A 24,620-nucleotide genomic window follows, 5' to 3' on the forward strand; every position below is an offset into this window, starting at 1 on the left:
TATCTTGCACCTTCCCTTACCCTCTTTTTATGGCTGCCGAAACATTTAAATCCCTTTTTGAAAGCGAAGATTTTGCGTACCAAGTCCCGAGCTACCAACGTGCCTACGCTTGGCGCAAAGACGAGCAGCTCAAACAATTCCTGACCGACCTGGAAGAACAACCGGCGGGCAAGGATTATTATTTGGGGCACTTCCTACTCGAACGGCACCATGCCACCAAGCCGCACTTTAACGTCATCGACGGCCAGCAGCGCATGACCACGGCGGTCATTTTCTTTAGTGCCCTGGCACAGGAGCTGCAGGCCCGGGAGGACCGCGGCGAAGCCCTGCTCAACAGCGAGGGCGACCCGGTGGAGCCACGGCGGATACGGGAGCGTTACCTAACGTTTCGTAATCGTGCCCGTTTGAGCACGGTGCCCGACGACCACGGCTATTTTGAGCAGGCCATTCTGCATCACCAGGCCGATGCCAAACCGCACCCGCAGCGGCAGGCCCAAAAGCGGCTGCACGAGGCGGCCACCCTGTTTCAAAAGCGCTTTCAAGACGAGGACACGGCCACCCTGTTGCACTGGCACCAACTGGTGGAAGGCGCCCGCATCACCAAGTACGAGGTGACGGACAAGGTGCAGGCCACCCAAATTTTCGCGTTTCAGAACGACCGGGGCATTAGCCTGACGAGCCTGGAGAAGCTGAAGGCCTACCTCATGCACCGGGCCTACCTCGACGCGGGGACCGACGACGTGGACCGCACCATCCGGCACGTGGAAGACCGTTTTGGCGAGATGTACAAGCTCAGCGAAGAAATCCACGTCAACGAAAACGCCGTCTTTTCCTACCACAACGTGGCGTTCGGCCGGGGCGATGAGCCGTTTGAAGGGGTGAAAAAAGCCCTCAAGGACGTGCTGCCGGACGAGCGGCCCCAGTGGATTCGCGACTTCACCAGCAAGCTCCGCGATTCGTTTATCACGGTGAAGACCCTGGAAGAGTTGGCCCGCGGCTACAGCGCGGTGACGGGCGTGCTGCACCTGGATGCGGGCAACAGCTGGCCCCTGCTGCTGAAGATTAATTACTTCCACCACCAGGCGGAGGATAAGGACCTGCGCGAGCGGCTGTACCGGTTGATGGAAACCATCCTGTTCAAAAAGGCCTACTCGGTGGGCAGCTACCGGACCAACGATTTCCATACTCTTGCTCGGAATTACAAAGGGGGCGACGGGCTAGACCAGTTAATCGCCGATTTGACGTGGCGGGCCGAAAACGGCTTTCAATGGTATTGGTCGTTTACCGGCGACTTCAAGCGCCGCCTGCAGAGCCACAATCACTACGAGCGGACCACCCGCTACTTGCTCTGGCACTACGAAAACCACTTGCGGCAGGCCGTGAAGCGGCCGGGCATGTCGGGCGCGGAGTTGCTCAACTCGTGGGGGCACTCCGGCTGGCAGCAGACGCTGGACCACATCGCCCCCCAGGGCGGGAGCTATTCGCCGGAGTTTGAGGAGAAGTTCCTGCACAACCTGGGCAACCTGGCCTTGATGCCACAGGGTCCTAACTCGCGCAAAAAGGATACCCCGGCCGAAGAAGCGGAAGCCTACCAGGTCTCCACCAACCTGGCCGACCAGGAAGTCGGCGCGCTCATGAAAGCCGGCGACGGGTGGGGCGAAGAACAGATTACGGAACGGGCCCGGCGCATCGTGGCCTTTGCCGAAGCGCACTGGCTGGGAGAGAACTAAGCCGGACGGTGCTGCGCTGCTGATGACGACCCACGCCCATTTTTTGCGCCAACTGCTGCTCGTGCTGCGCTTGCAGCAGTTGGGCCGTGCCGTGCCGTTTGCGGAGCTGCGGGACTATTTGCTGGAGCAAACCGCGCTGCGGGATTTGGCGGCGAATTACTCGCAGCGCACGTTTCAGCGCGACTTGCCCCACATCGCGGAGCGCTTCGGGGTGACCATTGCCCACGACCGCCGCGCCGGGGGCTACCGCATCACCACCGCCGACCCGCTACCCGCGGGCTACCAGCGCCTGCTGGATGCGTTCGAGCTGCAGGAATTCCTGCGACTGCCGGCGGCGTTGAGCCCGTTCGTGCAGTGGGAACAACGCCGACCCCAGGGCACGGAGTGGCTGCAGCCGTTGCTGCGGGCCGTGCAGCAGCGGCGCCAGGTGCAGTTCCAGTACCACAAGTTCTGGGACGAAGCCCCCGCGTCCCGCACCGTGGGGCCGTTGCTGCTGAAGGAGTTCAAGGGCCGCTGGTACCTGCTGGCCTACGACCCGGCTCGGCAAGGGCTGCGCTGCTACGGGCTCGACCGGATGCGGGCCGTGGAAACCACGGCCCAGCGCTTTGAGCCCCCGGCCGGGTTCAGCGCGGATACCTACTACGCGCACTGCTTTGGCATCATCCGCCCGGACGACGAGCCGCCAGCGGAGATTGTACTGGCCCTGGAACCCACCCAGGGCCAGTATCTCAAGTCGTTTCCCTTGCACCCGTCGCAGCGGGTGCTGGTCGACACGGACGAAGAAGTACTGGTGCAGCTGACCGTGTATAACACGCACGACCTGCTTATGGAACTGCTCTCGCTCGGGGACCAGGTACGGGTGTTGGCGCCCGCCTCGCTACGGGCGCAAGTAAAACAGATTCACGTTGCGGCTTTAGCGGAAAGCAACGCATAGAATGAACACAATGCCCCGTCTGAGTATTCAGGCGGGGCATTGTGTTCAAAGCCTGTTGGAATAGTTTGTCGTCTATTACCTTACCCCTGCTCTTGCCTGGAAAAGAGTTTTCTAGTACCCACACCTGACCATAGCTCTAAGCTTTAGCTCTTTTTTGCAACCTCATCCTTACCCTTGTATGAAAAACTCCTACTTTCTTCTACGGTTAGTTCCAGCCCTAACGCTGCTATGTTGGGGCTTCACTCTGGTTCCAACACAAGGCGCCCCCCGCAATACTGTTGCTGCCAGCCGCCGACTAATTGGTGGAGGAGGAGGTAAGTGAGGTGGTCTAGCTAAGCCGGACACAATTGGGACGTTGTTTGAAGATAGGTTTCGAAGTGGTTGGGCGAGAGGTAGCCGAGGGCGGAATGTCGTCGTTCGGCATTGTAATAGGCGATGTGGTGGCTGATTTCGAGCTTGGCTTCGGCCAGACCGGGGAAGCTGCCGCCGTCGAGCAGTTCGGCCTTGAAGCGGCTCCAAAACGATTCGGCGTGGGCGTTATCGTAGCAGTTGCCCCGCCGGCTCATGCTTTGCTGGGCGCCGTGTTTGGCGACCAGGCTTTTGAAGCGGGTGGCTGTGTACTGGCTGCCCTGGTCCGAGTGCACGATAAGCCCGGCCGGGGGGCGGCGCACCACCAGGGCCCGGCGCAGGGCTTCGCTGACCAGGTCTTCGGGCATGGTGTCGCGCACGTCCCAGCCGACGATTTTGCGCGAGCAGCGGTCGAGCCACACGGCCAGGTAGAGCCAGCCCCCGCCCTGGCGGGGCAAATACGTGATGTCGCCCACCCAGACCCGATTCGGGGCCGTGGGGGCTGGCTGGCCGAGCAAGCGGTTGGGGGCGGCCCGCACGGCCGGGTCCGAGTCGGTGGTGCGCGGCACGAACGAGCGCGGCTGCTGGGCCCGCAGGCCGTGGGCGTGGAGCACGCGGCGGATGCGCCAGCGGCCGACGGCATGGCCCTGGGCCTGCACTTCGGCGCGCAGCCGACGCGTGCCGTAGCGCTGGCTGTGGTAGGCAAACGCTTCACACACGGCCACTTGCCAGGCCGGCTCGACCACTGGCTGCTGCCGGCGGCGCTGCCAGGCGTAATAGGCGGCCGGGGCCACGTGCAGCACCTGGCAGAGCTGGCGCACGGGCACGTGGGCGGCACGCTGGGCGATGTGCTCGTAGGTGCTCACCGGGTCGGCTGGCCGAAGATGACCAAGGCTTTTTTTAAAATGTCGAGCTCCTGCTCCGCCCGCTTCAGCCGGGCGCGCAGGGCGCGGACCTCCGGGTCACGGGCCACTTCCTCACTGCCCACTTCGGCCACGAGCTGCGCCTGCTGCCAGCGGTAGAGCAGCTTGGGGCTGATGCCCAGCTGCCGCGCCGCCGCCTGGGTGCTGCGGCTCTCGCTGGCCAGGCGCAGGGCCTCGGCCTTAAACGCCTCGTCGTACTTGCGCCGTTTATCGGGCGACGCCCCGCTGGTTTTGGTTGCCATGACAGAAGAAATATACGTCCTTCTTCTGTCCGCCTTCCCTAGACCACCTCAAGGTTACTCTTAAGGAATCTGGATGATACTGAGAGGGCGAGCGCCCAATAAGATTCTGGCCATTCAACGAGACCAGAAAAAACGAGAGGGCATTGCTTGGTGGATCTACATCAGCACATTTATTGCATCCTGTGCCCATCAAACCAAATAAAGTGGCGAAGAAAAAAATGACTAGCTTCATGATAATCAGGTGAAGGTAGAATTCTTGATAAAATGATCTGTTAAAGAGTTCCTTAAGCGGGCAGGCAGATAGTCATGTTGCTTTGCAGGGCTTCTTCGTCAAATGCTTCCGGGTTTCCCTATCATAGGGTTTGTAGTACTCCCCAAAAGTTGGACAGTTTAGATGGGCTAGCTTAGCCCATCTATGAACCCGAAACGTACCCGTCGCCGCTTCACAGCCGATTTCAAGGCTGAAGTCGCTTTGGCGGCCTTGACTGAGCGCCAGCCACTGGCCGAGCTGGCCGCCCGTTATCAGCTTTCCGTCAGCCAGATTACGCGCTGGAAGCTGCAACTGCGTGAGCAGGCAGCGCAAGTCTTTGCCGAGCCGGCTGCTGCGCCGCCCGCTACGCCCGACGTCGAGCCGCTGTATGCGGCCATCGGCAAGTTGCAAATGGAGAACCAGCTGCTAAAAAAAATGCAGCGGCCGTGAGCGTGGCCCAGCAGCGGGCGTTGGTGCAAGCCGGCGCCGAGGGGAGCGTGGTGGCGCGCTGCCAGGCCGTAGGCCTGGCGCGCAGCAGCTACTATTACCGCCCGCAAGGCGAAACGGCGCTGAACCTGCAGCTCATGCGCTTGCTGGACGAGGAGTACACCCGGCACTGCTTCAAGGGGGTGCTGGGCATGCGCGACTACTTGCGTTTGCAGGGCTACGCCGTCAACGAAAAGCGCGTGCGCCGCTTGCTGCGCCTGATGGGCCTGGAAGCAGTTTATCCCAAGCCGCGCCTGTCGGCGCCAGGCGAAGGGGCAGCGCGCTACCCGTACCTGTTGCGCGAACGGGTGATTACGGCTCCAAACGAGGTGTGGAGCACAGACATCACCTACGTGCCCATGGCCCGCGGCTTCCTCTACCTGGTCGCCGTGCTCGACTGGCACTCGCGCTGCGTGCTCAGCTGGGAGCTCTCCAACACGCTGGACGCGAGCTTTTGCCTCGCCGCCCTGGCCACCGCCTTGCGCCAGCAGCCCGCCCCGCACATCTTCAACTCGGACCAAGGCAGCCAGTTCACCAGCACCGCCTTCGAGCAGGCGCTGCTACGAGCCGGGTGCCGCATCAGCCGCGACGGGCGAGGTCGTGCGACGGACAACGCGTTCGTCGAGCGCCTGTGGCGCTCGGTCAAATGGGAGTGCGTCTACCTCAACCCGGCCGAAGACGGGCAGCATCTCTACCAGCAACTGCAGGCTTACTTCAACTATTACAACCACCACCGCCCCCACCAAGCGCTCAAGGGCCAAACGCCGGCCGCGATTTACACGCAAACCCCTACCTTCAAACCCGAAATCATTTGCTTAACCACCCCCATCTAGACTGTCCAGTTTTTGGGGAGTAGTACAGTTGCAGAATTTGCCCTGTTGGGCTTAACTATACTAAGAGTTGTACTAAATGTACTGTTTTTCTGCTAATGAGCGCTTTAATCCCAATATAATATGCACTTACCGTGTAAAAAAAGCGCTCCGCCCTGGTGCTGAGGATGAGAGTCCAGGCAAAATAAAGGGGATGTCAGATATGAAACGTGATTGTATTGGTTGTTATACTATCACGTATTCTGCCAGTCTGGGTACTCTATGGCTTAACGTGTAAATCCGCCCTTTTGGAAGAAGAACCCCTAGTATGCTCAAAAATCCCTGCAAACTTGGCTAAGAGGGTATTCCCCTCAGAATTAGTAAAAAACTTTGTGCTCATCTACAAGTGCGGCTTATATCTTAATTGGCCATACCAGGCAATCTACAGCAAAATGGGTAAACTGTACTTAAATAGACACTACATAATGTTACAAACCCAAATACTGCGCGGCGTTGTGCTTCACCACGTCGTTGAGTTGGGTGTAGCGGTCAATCATGGCGTCGGTTTTCTGCTTGGTTTGGTTCTTGATAAACTTGTTGGATTGCCCGTTGAGCACCGACACGGTGATAAAGGAAACACGCAGTGAGTGGGCCGAATACTGCGGGCCGAGCCGCTTTTGCACGAGCTTGTTGATGGAAATGGCCGAGAGGCGCTTGGCGGAGGGCTGGGCTACTTTGCCCGGTACGGTGCGTGGAATCTTGACGAACACCGGCCCGGTGGTTCGGCCCAGCAACGCGAGCCAGGCCTGCAGCGCGTGCACGGGGCAAAAGTCCTCGTTGGGGACCTGGAACACGGCTTTGTCCTCGGCGGCGCCGTACTGGTTGGTTTTGCTTTTGGGCAGGTGAATCAGCAGGGCCCGGGGGGTGAATTCCAGGTGCTCGAGGTTGAGGTCGACCAGCTCCGAGCGGCGGAAGGCGCCGGCAAATCCCAGTAGCAACAGGGCCCGGTCCCGAAGGCCGGCCGCGGTGTCCAGGTCCAGGCCGCGGATGACTTGTTTCAACTCTGCCACGGAGAAGGCCAAGGCCTGTTCTTGCCGTTTGCCCAGGGTGCGGGCGATGCCTTCCATCACCACGTTGAGCCCGTCCAGGTTGGCCGGCAGCGCGTGCCCGCTGAGCTGGTGGGCTTTGCGAATGGCGGCCAGGTGCCGGCGGATGGTGGCCAGCGCGTGTGGTCCGGTCAGCGGTTGCTGGCCCTTTTGTTTCTCCCCACGGCCCCGTTCCTGCGCCAACGGCTTTTCCGACGCCAGGTAGGCAACGTATTCCGTGAGCGTGGTCTCGTCGGCCGGCACGGCCGTGTAGCCGTGCGCGGCGCAAAACGCGGTATAGCTTTTCAGGTCCGAGGTGTAGGCACGTTCCGTGTTGGCAGCGCCCTGCAGGCCGGTCTCCAGAAAGCCCGCGACCTTGGCGGAAGCCCGGGCCAGCTGCGCGCTGATGGATTGCGGAGTTGGGGCGGACGGAACGAGGGATAGCTCTTCGCTCATGGGATGGGTTAAAGAGGCGGGCCGGCGAAAATGGGAACAAGCGAGGCCGCGGGCGCACACCTTATATATAAGGTATAAGAACCGGCCCGAATCCAGCTTTTCTGGTGACCAAAGATAAGTTATGATAAGTGGGTCTTATCATAACTTAAAACTAAATCTACACAAAAGGGGAGGAGCCGGTTGGGCCGGTCAGGTACGGCATGTGCAAGTGTAGCTCCAGGTTGCTGGCCAATAGTGCGGACATGAACCCAACAGTACAACCGGAGCTATAGTGGGTGCGACGTTACAGCCGCGCCAGTAGCCGGTCGATTTGTTGACGAACTTCGACCAACTGCTCCCGGATGTCGTCGCGGGGGACATAAAGTTCAGTTGGTGAGGCTTCCTCACTGAGCGAAGTTTCTTCGCCTTCTCCCGGTTCCTCGTAATCATCGGTCAGACTCGGGGAGTTGTTCGGGCATCACCCAAGCTGTACTGCACTGCTGGCAGACGAACCGTACCAGTGCCGGTAGTTGATGGACGCGCCGTCCAACCCATCGGCGTTAGCTGGCCCGGGATACGGACCCGCAAGCAGGACCTGTATCTTTGGGTAGGCCACGGCTGCCGCAGCAACCAGGGAGCCAGCTGGCTGGAGTGGCAGGTATAGCAGCTCGGCGGGCCCACAGCGTTCAGCACGTCCTGCAAGGCATCCCAGTTCGTCGCCTTTTTGAGCTGTTCTGAGCGGGCGCACCAGTTCCGCGCCGCGGCCGTGGGCACCCCGGCATCTTCCAGCAGGTACTGCCGCCGCAGCATCTTGTTCAGGGGGGACTCAGCCGCTGCGCGGCCTAATGTACGCCTCCGTAGGAAACCTCCAAATGGCAGCATTCGCGAGGGATGCGGCTTTGAGCACGGCCTAAGGATACGATGGAGAGCTAATAAGGCTCTGAATGCAGGGCGCGTAGTGGCTCCTGAAAATCCTTTTCTGTATAATGCTAATATCCTAAAAAAAATATTAATGTGAATAAGGTGACCCTTGTAGTGGAACCATCGAAAAAAATATTCTCAAAATAAAATGGCTGGCGCTAGGAATGTTGAGCGTGCACATTACATTTGAACCACTTTATCGCGCCCTTTCCTCCACGGGGTGTCCCGTTAGTTACCCATACGCTTCCTTGCTTTCCCGCCCTTTCTTCCTCCCTGGCGGTCTTCCCGATTGGTTGGTGTTTTTCTGGTCCTAACGGCTTAATGATGGCCCGGCGTACTTATTAGGTATCGCCGGCTTTCGAGAGCCCTTGCACCCTCCCGGTTTCTGATTGCGCTGAGTGTTGTGTTTTAGCAAAGCCCAGTCCGTGAAGGATTTGGGACAGGCTACCCGCATTTCTGGCGTCGCCCTTCGTCGGTTGGTTATTGGTTCCGGCATCTTCAAGGCAGACCAACGCCGGGCAATAGGTGTCAACCACTTCGGGAGTATCGCTGTTTCTGTATCATACTTCTACTGATGAACTACGATTTCATCAAGCGCAATCCGGACTTTCGCCTTCTGGTCAGCTACGCGGAAACCGACCAGTTCAGCTGGTTGGACTTCCAGCTGACCCCGGAAACGAAAGGGGGCCTGTTTGCAGAAGGAGCGCGGAAGGCGCCAAGTTCGTGCGGGGTTTAGATTGGAACTGCCACAAAGATGTGCGGAACCAACTCATCAATGCCTGCCAGGTTACCGACGCGGTTAAGCCCAGTAATACGATTGCATAACATGGCCCTTATTTTGTTAGTGATCATACAATAAGTGGCCAGGGCAAAATCGTTAAGTAAATGGGCAGCGTAGGTCATACAGCCGCCCTTCTTCTCCTGAACAGTTCCAGCTGCACAACTTATGGACTAGGGACTTTACGAATTCATCCCCTTGAAAGTCAAGGCCATCCTGACGCGACTCAAGCAGGGCTAGCGGGTTCTTGCCTTGTCCCCGACGCCAGCGCCGACCATATGCTGGTTGCGGGTCCGGGCCGATGTGCAGGGAACACCCGTCGAGGGCTAAATTAACCTACATTACGCGCATTTGTCTGTATTAGAGCTTAAGTGCAAGGTTTGTCATTTGATTAATTTAGTCAGCCGTTTTACACCTTCTAACATTTTCGCGTCTGCAAACGACTGTATGCAGTTTTTTCTTAAAAATTAACGAACTCGACTATGACTTCGATTGTGGGACGCCTTTTTTCAGCAAATCGCTTTGATAGTGCTTTGTTAGAGCAACAGTTTAATATCCACATTGTATCACTTGGATACACTGATAAGTCACAATTTTTTGGAGATGCTAGAGTGTTAATATCCAAGTTGAAAGAGAACTATCCTTGGTGGAATAATAAAGGAATAAATTCATATATATTATATCATCATTCTGATGCAACTTTCACAATTGCTGAGAATGCTCCACAACCCGTAAATAATGCATTACGGTCTCATTATTCTATGTCGCAGAAAAAGTTGTATATACCATATGATCAATTTTTGAATTATACATCAAGACTTGCTCTGTCCAGAAAAACCGGAGAAACTAATCTCTTGGATAATCACTTTCGCTTTAGAGATAAAAAAGGCGGTTGGTTGGGGGTAATAATTTTCCTGATCCCAGAGCAGAGCTTCAGTGGTAATAGAATAGGTGAAGAGATATATGTTGAGATGGAGCATCTGCCAACGGATGCGGAAAGCCATTATTACTGTGCGACTTCATTAAACGGGAATTATTGGCAGGTTTTAGCTAGAGGTATAGGATTATCAATAGGTTTGGGTAATGAGTACGACTTTGTCGACATTAATGCTACCCCAGGAACTCCAACTGGAGCCGAAGGATTATTGATTGACATCTTACATCCAAATCTTGTGTATTTGCCAGGTACAACCGGGACACAAGCTAACTATCCAAGCAAATGGCATGATCTCTTAGATTCAACATCTAGAAATACACCGTTGCCAGTTCATTTGCAAGCTGCAAATAACCCGCCCAGCCTCGAAATGAATTTCATTGATTGGCAATTCTCTATGCTATCAAATTCGAGAAGAATTGAGCTTTGGGAAGGAGGAGCTGGGTTCAAGAAGGATGTGTTTCGGTCGTCAAACGACTGCATCATGCGGCGCAAAACAGGTTCTGTTATTTTACCAGCCAAAAACAGTGTGGATTTTTGTCCAGTATGTACCAACATATTAGAGCAAGCTTCTGCCGGAACATTAAATATAGAGAAAACTGTGCCCCGTACTACGTTAAGTAGTCAGCAGTTGCGAACAAAAAAAATAGCTTGGAACACTAAGGTTAAACGAATTGATTTGATACCAAGCACGAGCTCAGTCAAAACGGCGACATTTAGTGCGGCTCCTTTCTCGCCCTTAAGCCAAGGGCCTACGGCAAGCGCTTATTACCAATATGTTGTTGAGGTATCAGTCAATGACGGTATTAAATTCAAGGATATTAAGGTTAACGACAGAAGAGGTAATGTTCGGGATGTTCTTGAATCTATTTCTTATGGCAACCTAAGCATTGGTTGGTCTGATTTAGCTTCCCCAAGTATAATCACATATGAAACACTTTCTTTTGCCGACCTGTTTGCTAATGCAAATCCTGTAGCATACGAATATGAAGGTGGGGAATATTATGCAGATCCTAACTTTCAAAGGGCTATGTCATTCCATTTTAGCGCTTTAAAGCGTGATGTGGAAATAGAAATTTGTATAACCTGTGTATTCAGAGCACCAGTTGCTGACTTTGAACCTGGAGGTGTAGGAAAATTCATGAAAATTTTTCCGGAAGTCAGCTTCAAGTGGAATAATAAAGTTGCAGGCAATACAGCAACTGTTAACAACTTCAGTTGTGATATAGCACTTAACGCAGTCCCACGACACTATATGCAAGGCATGACCATGCCTCCAGGCTCGCTGGTAAGTTTTTTCACTGACAGCAATGTACTTGCCTCTGACTCTCGTCCAGGATTGGATACGTTTCTGCCTTTTGTAGGCAGTTCTGCTCAACACCTTGACATTCCCCCTGTATCCCCCAGTTGGGCGGCGCTTTTTGACTATGTGCTGCCAAATATACAAGCACCGATAGTTAACAACTCGTCGGGAAGCGGGGCTATCACATGCGTCTATGGTCCTGGACATACCAACCATGAAACAGACCGTATTGGATATAAATCTTGGTCTTCAAACCCGTCCTCTGTAGACGTTACATACGTCAACATAAAAAAATACAGGAGACAGGGCCAGTATGACAACATACACGTTCACGGTGTTCTTGGTAATCATTTTGAGCAGTCTGCTAATACGTGGACTCCTAATGAAGTGCCATTATCTCAGCGAGTGGCACGCGTTTCGGCTCCTTTCTGCGGCATGGATTGTGTACATACCCATTGGCGCTGGGCAATTCTAACAGAACGGTCTTGTATGGCTAAAGCTATCAGCGGTGCTGGTCCTGAAAAAGCTCAGCGTTTTCGCGGATGGAGTCACAACCCTCTGTCTGCTCAAGCACATAGTACCATAGGCGCTCCACTTATTCCACCTAACCAGTCCTTGAGTGTTTCTGTAAGAAACGGAACCGCCCCTTACAGTGACACTGCGTTAATAACTGTCTTAGCGCCTAAGTTGTTGACTTTTTCGTTTAAGGTACATTCGCCCGTAATGAATGAAAGTCAAGTCTTTTATGAGTTTGGATCCGCTTGGGCGCTCGAATTGGAGCCGAATGATAATGAAGACTTAAAGAACACGAAAAAAGCATTTATGTTTGATATTAGCAATGCATGGCAAGGCTCTCTTATAGATCCTCAGTTGAATCCCACAGTGACTAATAATAATTACACATACTTCAATGCAATTTATGACCGTATAAGATACTTGCATACTAACACCCCACCGCCTTTATTGGCTTCACCTATAACCCCTTTAGTGCAGCAGATTCCAGATGGTAATCTGCTCACATCTTCACCACCTATCACGGCATATATTACTGATAGAGATTTTTTTATTGTTGGAGATTCACAACGAATCGACACCATATGAAGGAGCAAATCAATGGGAGAAGCGAAACAGCTGATGTCTCAAAAATATCTGGATCAGAGAGGAATCTCACATTATGCGAACCGCCCGTGCTATTACATGGTTCAGGTATAATATATGAAAGGTTTTCTATATCGATAATTGTATCAATAGTTATATTCCATTTTCTTGCCAAATTCGGAGTAAGAAGTGCCTTATTTGCCCCCTTTATACTGTTCCAATACTTGGTATCGTGGGGTTGTCTTCTGATAGTAATGTATTCATCTGGCCCGCCAAATTCATTCGTGCGTTGGGAATGGTTTCTGTTAAGCATTATTATTCAGCTAATTGCCAATGTGCCCCTGATTGCAATATTAAAAATTTACTCAAACAAGAAGCTTGTCAAATAGGATATCTATGGATATAAATTTTGTTTACATACACATCTTAGGTTTTTACTTTTTTTTTGCATCTTTCATAATATCATGGATATGCAATGCTTTTGGCCTGAGTATCCGGCCTCATCAATTGATGTGGGCATTCATGCCGGCATTTTTAATTGATATGATTCTTATTCAACAATGTAATCAGTGGTCGCATATTTACACAATGCTTAGTCTTCATTGTAAGGGCTTAATTGGTGTTTTGATAAATATACTTTATGTAGCGTTTTGGACCGGTTTGACTTTGTGTTTTAACCTTTTCCTATTTAAAACTAAATCATTTTAAATGCCATGCAAGCGCTCCTGCCATTCATTGATGTAGCAAAAAAGACCCTTCTTCAGCTTGAAGATATTCTAAGCGACTCAGATTCATTGGAGCTGTTTCTATCGGAGCTTGGCTGGAGTGAGTCAATTGCACCGAATCAGATGGTTGTTGTGCGCGAAGCTTTCAATATAAGCACTGCCGTCGAGCAACTAATCAGTGTTGTAACTGATGCTATACAAAGAAAAGATTACAGCAACGGTAAAATAGAGGAAATTTATTCTTTGATAACAGATATATATAACTCTTTCTCGAATATCTCAAGTAGCGGCACATCAAATCCCTCTAATGCGCCGCAATTTCTTGATAATCCAGCATTTCGAGCACAATTCGCACTTGAAGGACCAAGTTATTTACTCAGTTCTTATTTAGTTAAAAATAATCCAATAATTTATGCTTTCCTTGTAATTACTGGAACAATAATTCAAGAAAGAGTAACTGTAACTTCTGCTGGACGATTCAGTTACATTAAAACTACGATTAACTGGTCGAACTTGTTCGAGTTTCTTGGAAATCCAACAGTAGGCCTCAAAGAGCGCTTTGATTGGGGAGGAGCAAATGGGTTTAAGCACACAGCCGCACTAAATACAATCATTCAATCTCTAGAAGGGTTCAATGTTGCACAGCGCGTTTCATTTCCGCCGTCATCATTGATTAACAGGTATTTTTTACCTGAACAGATCTTGACAGGTCAGCACAAATCGTTGTCAATTCTCCTTCATTCAGGTGTTAAAAGTGATGATAGTGGCTTCTACGAGTTTGGATTTATTATCACACCTGTTCCGACTCAAGCTGCAAACCAAGCAAGCAATACGCCTTCAGGACCTATTACTGGAATTATACTGAGCCCAACTATAGCTGGATCAGTGCAACAAAGTTTAAAGCTGTCATCCGATTTGTCTCTCAATTTTTCAGGTGCACTGCTCTCAAATGATTCACTCGAACTTCTCATAAATCCAAACGGAACTAGGATATCGTCCAATCTTGGAAATACCCAGATTGGTGGTAAAGTATCTTTAGATTATTTACCCCAAGAGCAAGTTGTACTATTGGGAACATTAGACGGCTCATATGTCGAATTAAAAAAGGCTTCCTTTTTAGCCCAAGTAACGGGGACAATATCAGAGCCTGAATTCATGATTGGGATCGGCTTAGGCACCGAAGCTGATCCAGGATTAAAGGTTGTTTTTAATTCAGCGGACGGAGACGGATTTATTAACAAGATTTTTGGAGGCAGTAAGCAAGAGTGGTATTTAAGCAATGCTTTGCAATGGTCAAGTTTGTCAGGTGTGAGTTTTACGGGCTCAGCGAACTTTACTTTTGATAAAACAGTCAATTTTAAAGTAGGTCCTCTCACATTCAAAAGCATAGGCATCAGAACTGGATCTGGTAATAATGCAACAAGAATTGACCTAACGACCAGTTTTGCTGTCCAACTGGCACCGGTTGCGTTAGCCGTAGATCAAGTTGGAGTAGGATTAAGCTTAAAGAAGGTTAACGTTAGTGAAGGGCGCGGACTTTTTAATGACCTTGACGTTGCATGGAGTTTTAAATTTCCAACTGGTATAGGAATTAAAATTCAATCTGATGCAGTAAATGGTTCCGGTTACTTATATGCTGACCAAGACTCTGGTAAGTACGGAGGTGTCGCTTATCTTACTATAAAACCAAATATAAAGGTAAGTGCGATTGGCTTACTGCAAACCCGCTTACCGGGGAATTTGCCTGGATTCTCCTTGCTTTTAATAGTTACTGCTGAATTTAATCCTATTCAAATTGGATTTGGATTCACATTAAATGGCTTGGGGGGCTTGGTAGGGGTTAACAGAACCTCAAACATACCTTACTTGCGTAGTCAGGTGCAATCAGGTAATCTCTCAGAGCTGCTTTTCCCAGGAAATAGTGTTAACAATGCTCAACAAGTTTTGGCAACTGCGGACAATGCTTTTCCAGCCGCAGAGGGACGCTATGTGTTTGGTATTCTAGCAAAAATTGGCTGGGGGTCCCCTACAACTTTACTTACACTTGACTTAGCCTTAATTATCGAATTACCAGCGCCAGTACAGCTTATTTTGTTAGGCGTGCTTAAGGCGACTTTACCGGACGAGCGGAATGCCATCCTCGTACTGCGGGCGAATTTCCTGGGTACAGTAGACTTCGGAGCCAAGCGCATCTCGTTCGATGCCTCACTGGTTGGCTCGCGAATCTTGCAGTTTACCCTTACCGGCGACGCCGCCTTCCGACTATACCAAGGAGCAAATCCCGTTTTTCTGCTCACATCCGGTGGTTTCCACCCGGCATTCCGTCCCCCTGCCAACGCGGATTTACCCACCTTGCGCCGCTTAACGCTGGCTCTGGCTCAAGGAGGGGACTTCAGCCTCACGCTAAGTACCTATCTTGCGGTTACCAGTAATACGGTACAGTTTGGCAGCCGCCTAGACTTGTTTGTTCGGCTGCCTGCCTCCTTTTCGCTGGTCGGGTTTCTCAGTTTCGACGCCCTGTTCCAGTTCAATCCGTTCCGCATCCAGGTGCAAGTTGCGGCCGGGGTAGCTATCAAAAAAGGCAACAGCACCAAGCTCACGCTTAACCTGAACCTGGCCCTTTCCGGTCCAGCCCCATGGCACGCTAACGGCGAAGGAAGCTTCAAGATTCTATTCATTAAAATCAAATTCCGGGTCGAGCGCACCTTTGGAGGCGGTGCTGCCCCGCAGCCGTTGCCCGATACCAACGTGCGTCCGTTGCTGCAGCAGGCGCTCGAGGACCGCGTCAACTGGGAGGTCGAGCAGCCGGTTAACCGCACCAGTAATACTGTAGTCCTGCGGGTTCAAGAGGTAACCAACCAATTGTTGGTGGACCCGAGTGGAGCGCTGGTGGTGCGCCAAAAAGTCGTACCGCTGGCATACCCGATGGAGCGTTTTGGTGACGCCCGTCCAGTCAACGGCAACCGCTTTGACATCACGCGTGCTATCATTGGCGTAGATGGGGCGAACCCCATCGACTTGTCCGGCAGCGGGTTGCAAGAAGTCAAGGATTACTTTTCCCCTGGGCAGTTCCGGCGCATGTCCAATGCGGAAAAGCTCTCGGCTCCTTCCTTCCAGCAAATGCGCAACGGCGTGCGGCTCGCGGGGTTGGCCGGCTACGCAGGAGGACCGGCCTCGGCTAAGGCGGTGGCCTACGAGCAAATTATCCTCCGCGATCTAACGGGCAGCGCTGGTTCGACGCCACTACCCCCCGCGCCTTCCGCTTCTGTGGTTGTACCGGCACAACAGTATCAACAGCTAACAAAGAACAGCGCCGTGGGGCGGTCTACTCGTTCCTTTGAGCGCCGCCGCCCTTCCCGCAAGGCCCCTGATCAAATTTTTTGGGATGAGGACGACTACCTCATTGTAAGCACCCGAGACTTAAGCCCACTGGATGGCACCGCTTCCTTCCCCAACGAGGCGCAGGCAACCGCCCATCTTAACCAGCTGCTGCAAAGCGACCCGTCCTGGGCCGGTGAACTGCAAGTCGTGCCCGCCTATCAACTCAACGTGCCAGCTATCTAATCCCCGAGCATTGTCATGAGCCAGTTTTCATTTTTGCCTTGGGTAAAGCACCGGTTGAGCCGCTCAGCAGGCGCTGCAACAGTTCAAAATCCCCCGTCGTTGCGCCCGTTAGTGCCCGTCACGTTGACGGTCGATGTCAACGAAGGAAGTGACCTGACGGTAACGCGCCCGGTTGCCGTGTATGGCCCAGCTGATGTAGCGGGCTTAACACCCGAGGCGGTGCTTAAAACCACGCCGTTACCGGGAGAGCAGCAGTTTTCACCCCTGCTGCTGCCATCCATTGAGTTTTACGAGGAAGATTTTCCCTGGCGCTATTCCCCTACGCCGGTGGCGGCTGATAACCGCGCGACTCCGTGGTGTTTCTTGTTGGTACTGGAAGAAGGGCAGTACGAACTTCTGGAGCCCGTAGGTGAATCCTTGCCCCGGGTGCGGGTGCCCAATCCGGCGGCAGCTGCAGCGACGCCCCCCACTACCCCGGCCACCTTTGCCTTCCCCGACGGCGCGACGCTGTGGCTGTGGGCCCACGTGCAGGCCAATGCGCCTGTTGGGACAGTTGACACTTTTCTCAATACGAATCTCGCGCAAAACCCCGACGCGGCATTTTCCCGACTCTTTAGCCCCCGCCGGCTCAGTCCTGCCACGGCGTACCGGGCTTTCCTGCTCCCCACGTATGAGGCCGGTCGCCTCGCCGGCTTGGGCCTGGAAGTCCCCACTGCCGTGGGGAACAACTATGCCTGGCAAGGCCACACCCACGCGTATCTGGACTTGCCCATCTACCACCAATGGGAATTCAGGACCGGACCCGCGGGCGATTTTGAGTCGCTTGCACGCTTGCTTCGGCCCGCCGACGCCGACAGTTTCGCCACGCTGCCCCTGGACGTGACGACGCCGCTGGGCTCTGCGGGCACGGGCACACGCGTGCGCCGAACCGTGGAAATGGCGGGTATTCTCAAGCCCGCAGGGCCGGTACAAGCCGTGCCCGCGGCCATTACCCGCGATTTGTACGACCAATTGGCGCCGGGATTTGCGCCGCCGCAGAGCCAACCCGGCCGCCGGCCGGTGGTGGCGCCGCCCATCTACGGAAGGTACTTCGCCCCCCCTACGCTCGATCCCCTCACCAGCAGTGGTGAAATCGCAACGCCCGACTGGCGCCACCAAGTAAACCTGGACCCGCGCTACCGGGCCGCAGCCAGCATCGGCGCCCAGGTTATTCAAGAGAAACAGGAGGAATACGTGCAGCGCGCCTGGGAGCAAGTCCGGGACATTCTCGAAGCCAACGCCAATTTGCGGGGCATGCAATCCGGCCTGGAGACGACCTCTGCGCTGCGCAACCAACACTTGCCCGTGGTTGGCACCGGCACGGGTTCCCTTACGAATGGTTTAGCGGCGCGCACCGCTGCTGGAACAACGACAAGTACTGCCACAACGTCGGGCACAACCCTTGAAAACTATGGCCTGCACCTGACAGGCTTGGCGTTCACCAGGGTGCGCATGCCCGGGGGAGGGGCCACCATTCAAGAGGCCATTCGCCAGAGCAACATGCCCTTGGCAGCCTTCAGCCCAACGTTTCGGCGTATTGCCAAACCGTTTGGGCGTTATCAAACGGTCATGGCCGGCCCTCCCCTGCGCCCCACGCAGCAGCCCCAGGCCGCCGATCCCCAGACCTTGCGCGAGCGTGGTACCTCCCTGCGGCAACGGGATTCCTTGCTCACTTTGCTCCAACAAGGTCTTATTGCCGCAGCGCCGGTGAAAGAGGGCATCATCCGGGCGCATCAGTTCTCCAATGAGGTTGTCTCGGAAATCATCCGGGAAACTCCGTCCAGCTTTTGGACCGTCGATGAGCATGGCACCTACCAAGAGTTCAACGAAGGCACCTATTACCAGAATTTCGCCAATGCGTGGGAGACCTTTAGCCAGATAGATTTTACCGGGGAAGATACGCCGCGCCCGGACCTGGACCTGGAGGAGGTCAAGCAAGCCATCATTGCCGGAACCCAGCCTGAGCCGGTGTTTCTGGCACGGGCCAACCGCGCGTTGCGCTCGGTGCCCCATTATGGAGCATACTCGGCTGCCGCCCCGGCTGGCGGTGCGCAGTTTCGGGCGGTCGCCGGGACAGCGCGGCCCGAGCCCCAGCTCAGCGCCATCAAGCAGGTGATGGCCTATCCCGTCTTCAAAGACGCCATGGGCGAGGTGTTGCGAAGCAAATACCCCAACTTATTTTTGCCCGGCGTGGAAGATTTTCCCGCCAACACCATTACCCTGCTCGAGCCCCACCAGGAGCTCATCGAGGCCTACATGTTGGGCCTTAACCACGCCATGGGGTCGGAGTTGTTGTGGCGCGGATTCCCAACCGATGCCCGGGGCAGTTACTTCCGCCAGTTTTGGGATCCTAGCGAGTTTCTCAACATGACCACCACCTCCCATTTAAGCCCGGAGGCGCTGGCAGCCAAAGAGGAGCAGCACCGGGATGTGCTGCCGCTGGACTTGTGGAACGGCAATGCGTTGGGCGATAACGAAGTCCCCCTACCCGTGCCGGCAGGCCGCCTACTGCTGGCCATCCGGGCTGAGGTACTGCAACGCTTCCCCAACACGGTGGTCTGCGCCCAACCCGCGATAAGGCCAGCTGGCGGTGGAGAATTGGAGCCGGACGCCAGCAAACCGTACGAGTACCCCGTGCAACGCCTTACCGTTGGGGAGGACATCGCGGTATTCAATTTTGCCATGTCCGAAGGAAAAGCGACGGGCACGGGCCCGGGAGCAGACCCCTTGGCACCCGAGGGTTATTTTTTCATCTTGATGGAGAGGCCCGGCGAGCCGCTGTTTGGTTTGGACGACGACCAAGGTGCCGACATCCAGCAACAACCCACCACCTGGAACGCACTGGCTTGGCAGCACCTGGGAACGCAGCCCGGGGCTAATCTGGGCATTGTGCCCGGCACCCGGCCGACAGCTCTTGGAGACACGGTGGTGCCTAATATTCAAACCAGTGCCCATTTGGCGTACGCCTTGTTTCAGCAGCCGGTCATGGTAGCTGTCCACGCAAGTGAATTGATGTAATTAGTTGCTTTCCAGAAGCTATTCGTAAGGTTTTATGGCCGAATTCAGAACATCCCTGAAAGCGCAGTTTCCCGTGGTGCTGCTGCCGGTACAGGTGCAGGTAAAATACGTCGAGCACGACGCTGCTTTTCTTGAGAAACACCCCGAGCGCGCCCGGCGGGAGCTGCTCGTCCGGATCTACCCGGACCGGATCAGTGTAACGACCCACGAACCGGACCTTACCGACTCCGAGGCGTTGGCAGGGCAAACGTATTGGCGGCAGGCCCTGGGACGCCCGGACCTGGCCGAGCGCTTTTCCACGGTACACGACCTGGGTGCTTGGCGGGTGCTGGTGGCCAAATACGGCGCCAGCCGTTCCGCCTGGGTGGTGCAGCAAACTGCACCCACGAACCTGGGCAGCATCATCTTTTCGTTGTCCAATGGCGCCCCGGCACCCGAGCCTACGTTTCGCGATTTCCCGCCAAACGACGCCGCGTGGAATGCCCCTGCTCGTGCCGTTTGCTTGCCCAGCCGCTTCGTAGTCACCTTGTTTCGTCAAATTCCGGACGTGACGCTGGTGGCGGACCCTTACGTGCAAGAGCATTTTCTCCAGCGCCCCTTAAAAGATCATTTCGTTTACCCCGACAGCATTCGCGACACTACGACGGAGTTTCTCTACACAGAGCCCTGGATGGAAGTGGCGGGCCGCGACATCAAAGAAGGCTCCATTGCTGTGGGCATTGACCCCACTTCCGACAGTGACTTAACAGACGATGCCGGGCTGGGAGGAGCGTTGGCGTGGATGGCGGATTTCGAGCAGGCCCTGGAGCAAGGCATGGCAGTGGCGGTGCCGTTGGATAAGCTGGACGATAAAGAACTAAGCACTGGCTTTAAGCGCTTGGTCGTGCTCGGGGTCCGGGACCAAGGCGAAGGGCCCGAGGAGCAACAGCACCTGCTGGCAGAACTGCTCCGGGGGCACCTGTACACCGAAGGCTTGGCCTTGGTGCCCCAAGGAACGCCGACCAACAACACCAGCGGACAGGATTCGGGCTTTAATTCGGCCGACCAGTACAACGCCGAGGCCTCGTTTGCCACATTCTTAGCTCCGGCCAGGCAACCAGCCGTCGACCCGGAGAACCAATTGGGGCAAGCGGACGCGCCGCGTTTGTTCGACGGGCTCGGGATGGAATTCGGGGAAGTAGCCCAGGTGGACCCTGCCACTGCCACGGACGTGAAAGAAGCTCAACTGATGAATCGGGCCCTGTGGCCTGCGACATATGGGTATTTTCTGGAAGAGATGCTGCGTCCGGTGTTGGGATCGGCTGCCGATTCTTTAAAAGTGATTGATTGGACGCGCCGCTTTTTCGAAGATAATGTGATTGCCCGTGGCGGCTTGCCGGCTATCCGGGTCGGCAACGAGCCCTACGGAATGCTTCTGGCCACGCCTTATTCCCAGTGGCAGGTGCCCACCAGCTTGGGCACCTGGGGAGGGACCCTGTGGGATCTGATTCGCCGGCTTGATGCCACGTGGACCGAACGCCTGAATCAAGTGGCGGATTATCAAGAACTGTCCACGGAGGTACCGTTCCGGCCGGAGCCTCCCAGCCAACAGAACTTCCTGACGGTCCTCGGACAGGATGCGTCGTCGGTCGAGTTTTACCAGCGCTACATGCTTGGGCCTTCGGTGCTGGACACGCTGGCTCACCGCACCAACATTTGGCCGGTGGTGGACACGGCCTACCACGACGATCCCAACACCCCGGAAAACCCGCGGCAACGGAATGCTTTGCCGGGGCGATTTGACAAACCCACCCCGCAGGTCAACCCCATTTACGAATCCTTCCGTCTATTCTTTGATCCCAGCGGCACGTTGGGGCTGCCGCAGTACGAATGGCCGAAAATCTTCAATCATGCCTTCGAGAGTGGCTACCGCAAAGTGGTGCACACCTTCGCCGACGAGCCACGTCCGCGGGCCGTCTACGACGACGCGCCCGGGGCGATGATTGATGGATTGCCTTTCTCGGAGACCAATCCTATAAAGCCCATGGGCGTAGCTGACCAGCCCGAGGAGCGCCAAGTTAATTACATCGAATGGCTGACCCAGGTGGATTTTGATCAAATCCGTACGGAAAACTTCGGGGTTTTTTATGGAGGAGAGGTGCCCGGTGATTTTACCGTGCCCGACAGCCTGTTATACCGATTGTTACGGCAAGCCATTCTGCTGCAGTACTGGGATGCCGGAACGCGTACCTTGGCTGAGAAAGGCATGATGCCGTACGAAGCGCGCGAGGAGGTAGAGTTCTTCAACATTACCCGACAGGATACTGCCCGGTGGGACTGGCTCTACAACCAAGATTTTGGCATGCCCTTGCACGCGTTTCTACGCGAGGGACGCAATTTTTACGGAGACCAGCTAAACCAGTACATTGCCCAGATCGCAGCATTGGGCAAGCTCCCGACAGCGCGCTTGGAGCGCCTGCTCGCCGAACACCTGGACTTGGGAAACCACCGGATTGATGCATGGAAGCTGGGCCAAGTGTTGTACCGCCTGACCGAGTTGCGGCAGGACTACAGAATCGGCAGTTATGTAGGTGCCTTCGGCTGGCTCGAGGATGTCAAGCCACAGGACCGCTCCGGAAGTTTTGAGCAATCCGTTAGCACGGAAAAAAGCGCGGGAGACGCGGCCAGCGCTGATGAGAAGGCACTAGCGTTCGAAAGCACAACGAGCGGCAAACCCCGGCAGGACCCTGACAATCTGGGGTACATCCACGCCCCATCCATCAACCACGGAGTGGCCGCGGCCGTGTTGCGGCAAGGCTATAAGTCCCGTCAGTTTGAAACCGACCCAGAGAATCCGGCAGCAAACCGCATGGCGGTTAATCTGTCCTCGCAACGGGTGCGCAAGGCCCTGACCATCCTCGAAGGCATCCGGACCGGACAATCGTTGGGCGCGCTGCTGGGGCAGGATTTTGAACAAGGCTTGAGCCAATACACCGCCACAACCAGCGATGGCAAGCCCTATGCCTTTTACCTGCCCCGTTTCCGGGCAAAATTCCCTTATTCACAAGAAAAAACCTTGTTAGGGCAGCCGGCGCTCACGGGTGATTCTGCACCGGAGCAAGCCGCACGTCAAACGGTGGACGGCTTGGCGCTGCTCAAAGGAACCCAAGGCGCGTATCCGTACGGCATCAACGCCTCCGACTTGCCGGCAGCGGCCTCGAACCCAGGCTTTGTCGCCGCGGTTCGCCGCGAACTGGACGCGCTGGCCAACACGGTAGATGCACTGGGGGATTTGACCACCGGCGAGAGCATTTATCAGGCCGTCACGGGCAATGTAGAGCAAGCTGCGGCGATCCTGGAGAACGTGGCCAAGGGCCGTTTCCCGGCTGCCCCGGAAATTGTTCACCCGCCCCGGGCCGGGCACAAGCTTACGCACCGGGTACTGCTTCACCTGCCCACCGCAACGCCGGCCCTTTCAAACTGGGGAACGACTGTTACTCCCCGGGCCGCGGCCGAACCTGCGTTGAATCGTTGGCTGGCAGGGCTGCTGGGCAACCCCGCGCTGATTTCCATCGCGTATGCCTACCAGGTTGGCAGCCAGCCTGCAGTAAACGATACCTTGCTGTTAAGCGCCGCCAGGCTCCAGCCCATTGACGTGCTATTCATGCTAGACGAGCAAGCCCTGCAGCCCGGGTCGGCTTTTGCGTTGCATTTGGCCCACGTCATCCGGCAGGTGCACAGCGTCAGCGAGGCCCTGGTGACGGTTACGTTCTCCAACAGCGTGAACTCGGGCCTGGCCCGCCTAGTACCCCTCACGCGCCGGCTGCGGCAACTGCTGGGTACCTGCCGGCCGGCCGTCCCGCAAGACTTTGCCGCAGCCGGGCGGCTGGCGCCCGGGGAGACGGAAGCGCAGTTGGGATCCATCACCTTTGGAGAAGTGGCGCCGCGCGTCCAAACCCTGCTGACAAACCTGGAGCAGGAACGCCAAAGCCTGGCTGCCGCGCTGGCGCCAGCCTCCACCACCACCACCCCGCAACAGCTGCGGGCCCTGCTGCACCGCATCGTGCTGTACGGGGTTCCCGAAGCAGCCACGGCCACCGCGCCCGCTTTGGTGGACGACCGAGCAACGGCCCAGGCCGTGCTCGGCCAACTGGAACGCCGCGTGAGCCGGGCCACCGCGCTGCTAAGCGAGGGCGGCAACTCCGTGCAGAAATTTGTGGAAGCAGCACAAGCTTTGTTGGGCAACGACTTTCACCTCTCGGTGCAGAGCCAGCTGACGCCCAGCGTGGAAAACGAGTATCGCAGCGCCGTGGCGGCCAGCGGAACCCTGATCACCCAACTGCCCAACCGGCACTTATCCGTGCTTGAATGGCTCCAAGGAATTGCCCGGGTTCGGGAGCCCATGGATCACTTGGAAAAAGTGATGATGCTCAACGACCTGTTGGCCGACGCCTCCGCTACCAACCAGGTGGTGCGCCTGGCCCCCGCACAACTCACCTCGCAAGGGGTGCGGGCAGCAGACCAGTGGATGGGCATGGCCTACACCGGCGACTATGTCCCGGCCAACGATACGCTTTCGCTGGTTCAAATCCTGCCGGAGCCCTACACTGTCCCGACCGGCGGCGTGCAGCAGGCGTTGTGGCTCGACGAATGGATGGAAACCATCCCGCAAAAGGAGCAGACGACTTCCTTGGTTTTTCACTACGACCAACCCAATACGGAAGCCCCGCAATGCGTGCTGCTGGCTGTTTCGCCCGCCTCCGAAAAGGAGGATCCGTGGACCTGGTCGGATTTGCTGGGCTCGGTAAACGAAGCGCTGGACCTGGCCAAGAAGCGGGCCGTGGAACCCGATGCCCTGGCATTTACCCACCTGGGCATGTTGCTGCCGGGCTTGACAGCCCCCGTGTCCAAAGAAGGGGTCACCCTATCCAATGATTTCCGCCGCTTGAACGGTACGTCGCAATTCGTCGAGGAGCTGCTGCTGCCTTCGAAGTAACCCCTATCCCGCCTTTTTTAACC

At 55.4% G+C, this 24,620-nt stretch carries 12 protein-coding genes; 9 read left to right on the top strand and 3 right to left on the bottom strand.

Features of this window, described 5'->3' with window-relative positions; all coding sequences use genetic code 11:
* The first annotated feature begins 29 nt into the window (after nt 1-29).
* Nucleotides 30-1,730, top strand: a complete 1,701-nt coding sequence (locus ABD919_RS18630; protein WP_345237566.1) for a DUF262 domain-containing protein — start codon at nt 30-32, stop codon at nt 1,728-1,730.
* A 43-nt stretch (nt 1,731-1,773) separates the two neighbouring features.
* A complete protein-coding gene (locus ABD919_RS18635; protein ID WP_345237567.1) occupies nt 1,774-2,664 on the top strand; it encodes a helix-turn-helix transcriptional regulator in 891 nt (296 codons plus the stop codon).
* Nucleotides 2,665-2,996: 332 nt separating this feature from the next.
* Here ABD919_RS18635 and ABD919_RS18640 read toward each other — a convergent pair whose 3' ends face one another.
* A complete protein-coding gene (locus ABD919_RS18640; RefSeq protein ID WP_345237568.1) occupies nt 2,997-3,878 on the bottom strand; it encodes an IS3 family transposase in 882 nt (293 codons plus the stop codon).
* Nucleotides 3,875-4,177 carry a transposase gene (locus ABD919_RS18645; protein ID WP_345237569.1) on the bottom strand — a complete coding sequence of 101 codons (303 nt, stop codon included), beginning with the start codon at nt 4,175-4,177 and terminating at the stop codon, nt 3,875-3,877. The genes ABD919_RS18640 and ABD919_RS18645 overlap by 4 nt, the downstream gene beginning before the upstream one ends.
* Before the next feature lie 415 nt (nt 4,178-4,592).
* Between ABD919_RS18645 and ABD919_RS18650 the strand changes: the two genes are divergently transcribed.
* On the top strand, nt 4,593-4,877 hold the full coding sequence (locus tag ABD919_RS18650) for a transposase (RefSeq protein ID WP_345237570.1): 285 nt from the start codon (nt 4,593-4,595) through the stop codon (nt 4,875-4,877).
* Nucleotides 4,874-5,746 (top strand): IS3 family transposase, encoded by an 873-nt coding sequence (locus ABD919_RS18655; RefSeq protein ID WP_345237571.1) that lies wholly within the window; start codon nt 4,874-4,876, stop codon nt 5,744-5,746. The genes ABD919_RS18650 and ABD919_RS18655 overlap by 4 nt, the downstream gene beginning before the upstream one ends.
* A 464-nt stretch (nt 5,747-6,210) precedes the next feature.
* Here ABD919_RS18655 and ABD919_RS18660 read toward each other — a convergent pair whose 3' ends face one another.
* Nucleotides 6,211-7,263, bottom strand: coding sequence for a tyrosine-type recombinase/integrase (locus ABD919_RS18660; RefSeq protein WP_345237572.1), 1,053 nt, complete (start codon nt 7,261-7,263; stop codon nt 6,211-6,213).
* A 1,474-nt stretch (nt 7,264-8,737) separates the two neighbouring features.
* Here ABD919_RS18660 and ABD919_RS18665 point away from each other — a divergent pair.
* The 5 genes from ABD919_RS18665 to ABD919_RS18685 all read left to right on the top strand — a co-directional run bounded on the left by ABD919_RS18665 (nt 8,738) and on the right by ABD919_RS18685 (nt 24,597).
* The gene (locus ABD919_RS18665; RefSeq protein WP_345237573.1) at nt 8,738-8,899 is read left to right on the top strand and encodes a hypothetical protein; all 162 of its coding nucleotides are present in this window, start codon (nt 8,738-8,740) and stop codon (nt 8,897-8,899) included.
* Nucleotides 8,900-9,423: 524 nt separating this feature from the next.
* Nucleotides 9,424-12,279: a M64 family metallopeptidase gene (locus ABD919_RS18670; protein WP_345237574.1), complete on the top strand. Its 2,856-nt coding sequence runs from the start codon at nt 9,424-9,426 to the stop codon at nt 12,277-12,279.
* A gap of 710 nt (nt 12,280-12,989) precedes the next feature.
* The gene (locus tag ABD919_RS18675; protein WP_345237575.1) at nt 12,990-16,565 is read left to right on the top strand and encodes a DUF6603 domain-containing protein; all 3,576 of its coding nucleotides are present in this window, start codon (nt 12,990-12,992) and stop codon (nt 16,563-16,565) included.
* 15 nt (nt 16,566-16,580) lie between these two features.
* Complete coding sequence (locus tag ABD919_RS18680) at nt 16,581-19,622, top strand: hypothetical protein (protein ID WP_345237576.1); 3,042 nt, start codon at nt 16,581-16,583, stop codon at nt 19,620-19,622.
* 34 nt (nt 19,623-19,656) lie between these two features.
* Complete coding sequence (locus tag ABD919_RS18685; protein ID WP_345237577.1) at nt 19,657-24,597, top strand: hypothetical protein; 4,941 nt, start codon at nt 19,657-19,659, stop codon at nt 24,595-24,597.
* Nucleotides 24,598-24,620 lie beyond the last annotated feature (23 nt).

Source organism: Hymenobacter saemangeumensis (genome assembly GCF_039541835.1).
In the GTDB taxonomy this organism is placed as follows: Bacteria; Bacteroidota; Bacteroidia; order Cytophagales; family Hymenobacteraceae; genus Hymenobacter; species Hymenobacter saemangeumensis.

Bases quoted from the DNA above. Each gene is read 5' to 3' on its own strand.
- ABD919_RS18630 (WP_345237566.1), top strand. From the start codon at position 30: ATGGCTGCCGAAACATTTAAATCCCTTTTTGAAAGCGAAGATTTTGCG.
- ABD919_RS18645 (WP_345237569.1), bottom strand. From the start codon at position 4,177: ATGGCAACCAAAACCAGCGGGGCGTCGCCCGATAAACGGCGCAAGTAC.
- ABD919_RS18650 (WP_345237570.1), top strand. From the start codon at position 4,593: ATGAACCCGAAACGTACCCGTCGCCGCTTCACAGCCGATTTCAAGGCT.
- ABD919_RS18660 (WP_345237572.1), bottom strand. From the start codon at position 7,263: ATGAGCGAAGAGCTATCCCTCGTTCCGTCCGCCCCAACTCCGCAATCC.
- ABD919_RS18665 (WP_345237573.1), top strand. From the start codon at position 8,738: ATGAACTACGATTTCATCAAGCGCAATCCGGACTTTCGCCTTCTGGTC.
- ABD919_RS18670 (WP_345237574.1), top strand. From the start codon at position 9,424: ATGACTTCGATTGTGGGACGCCTTTTTTCAGCAAATCGCTTTGATAGT.
- ABD919_RS18675 (WP_345237575.1), top strand. From the start codon at position 12,990: ATGCAAGCGCTCCTGCCATTCATTGATGTAGCAAAAAAGACCCTTCTT.
- ABD919_RS18680 (WP_345237576.1), top strand. From the start codon at position 16,581: ATGAGCCAGTTTTCATTTTTGCCTTGGGTAAAGCACCGGTTGAGCCGC.
- ABD919_RS18685 (WP_345237577.1), top strand. From the start codon at position 19,657: ATGGCCGAATTCAGAACATCCCTGAAAGCGCAGTTTCCCGTGGTGCTG.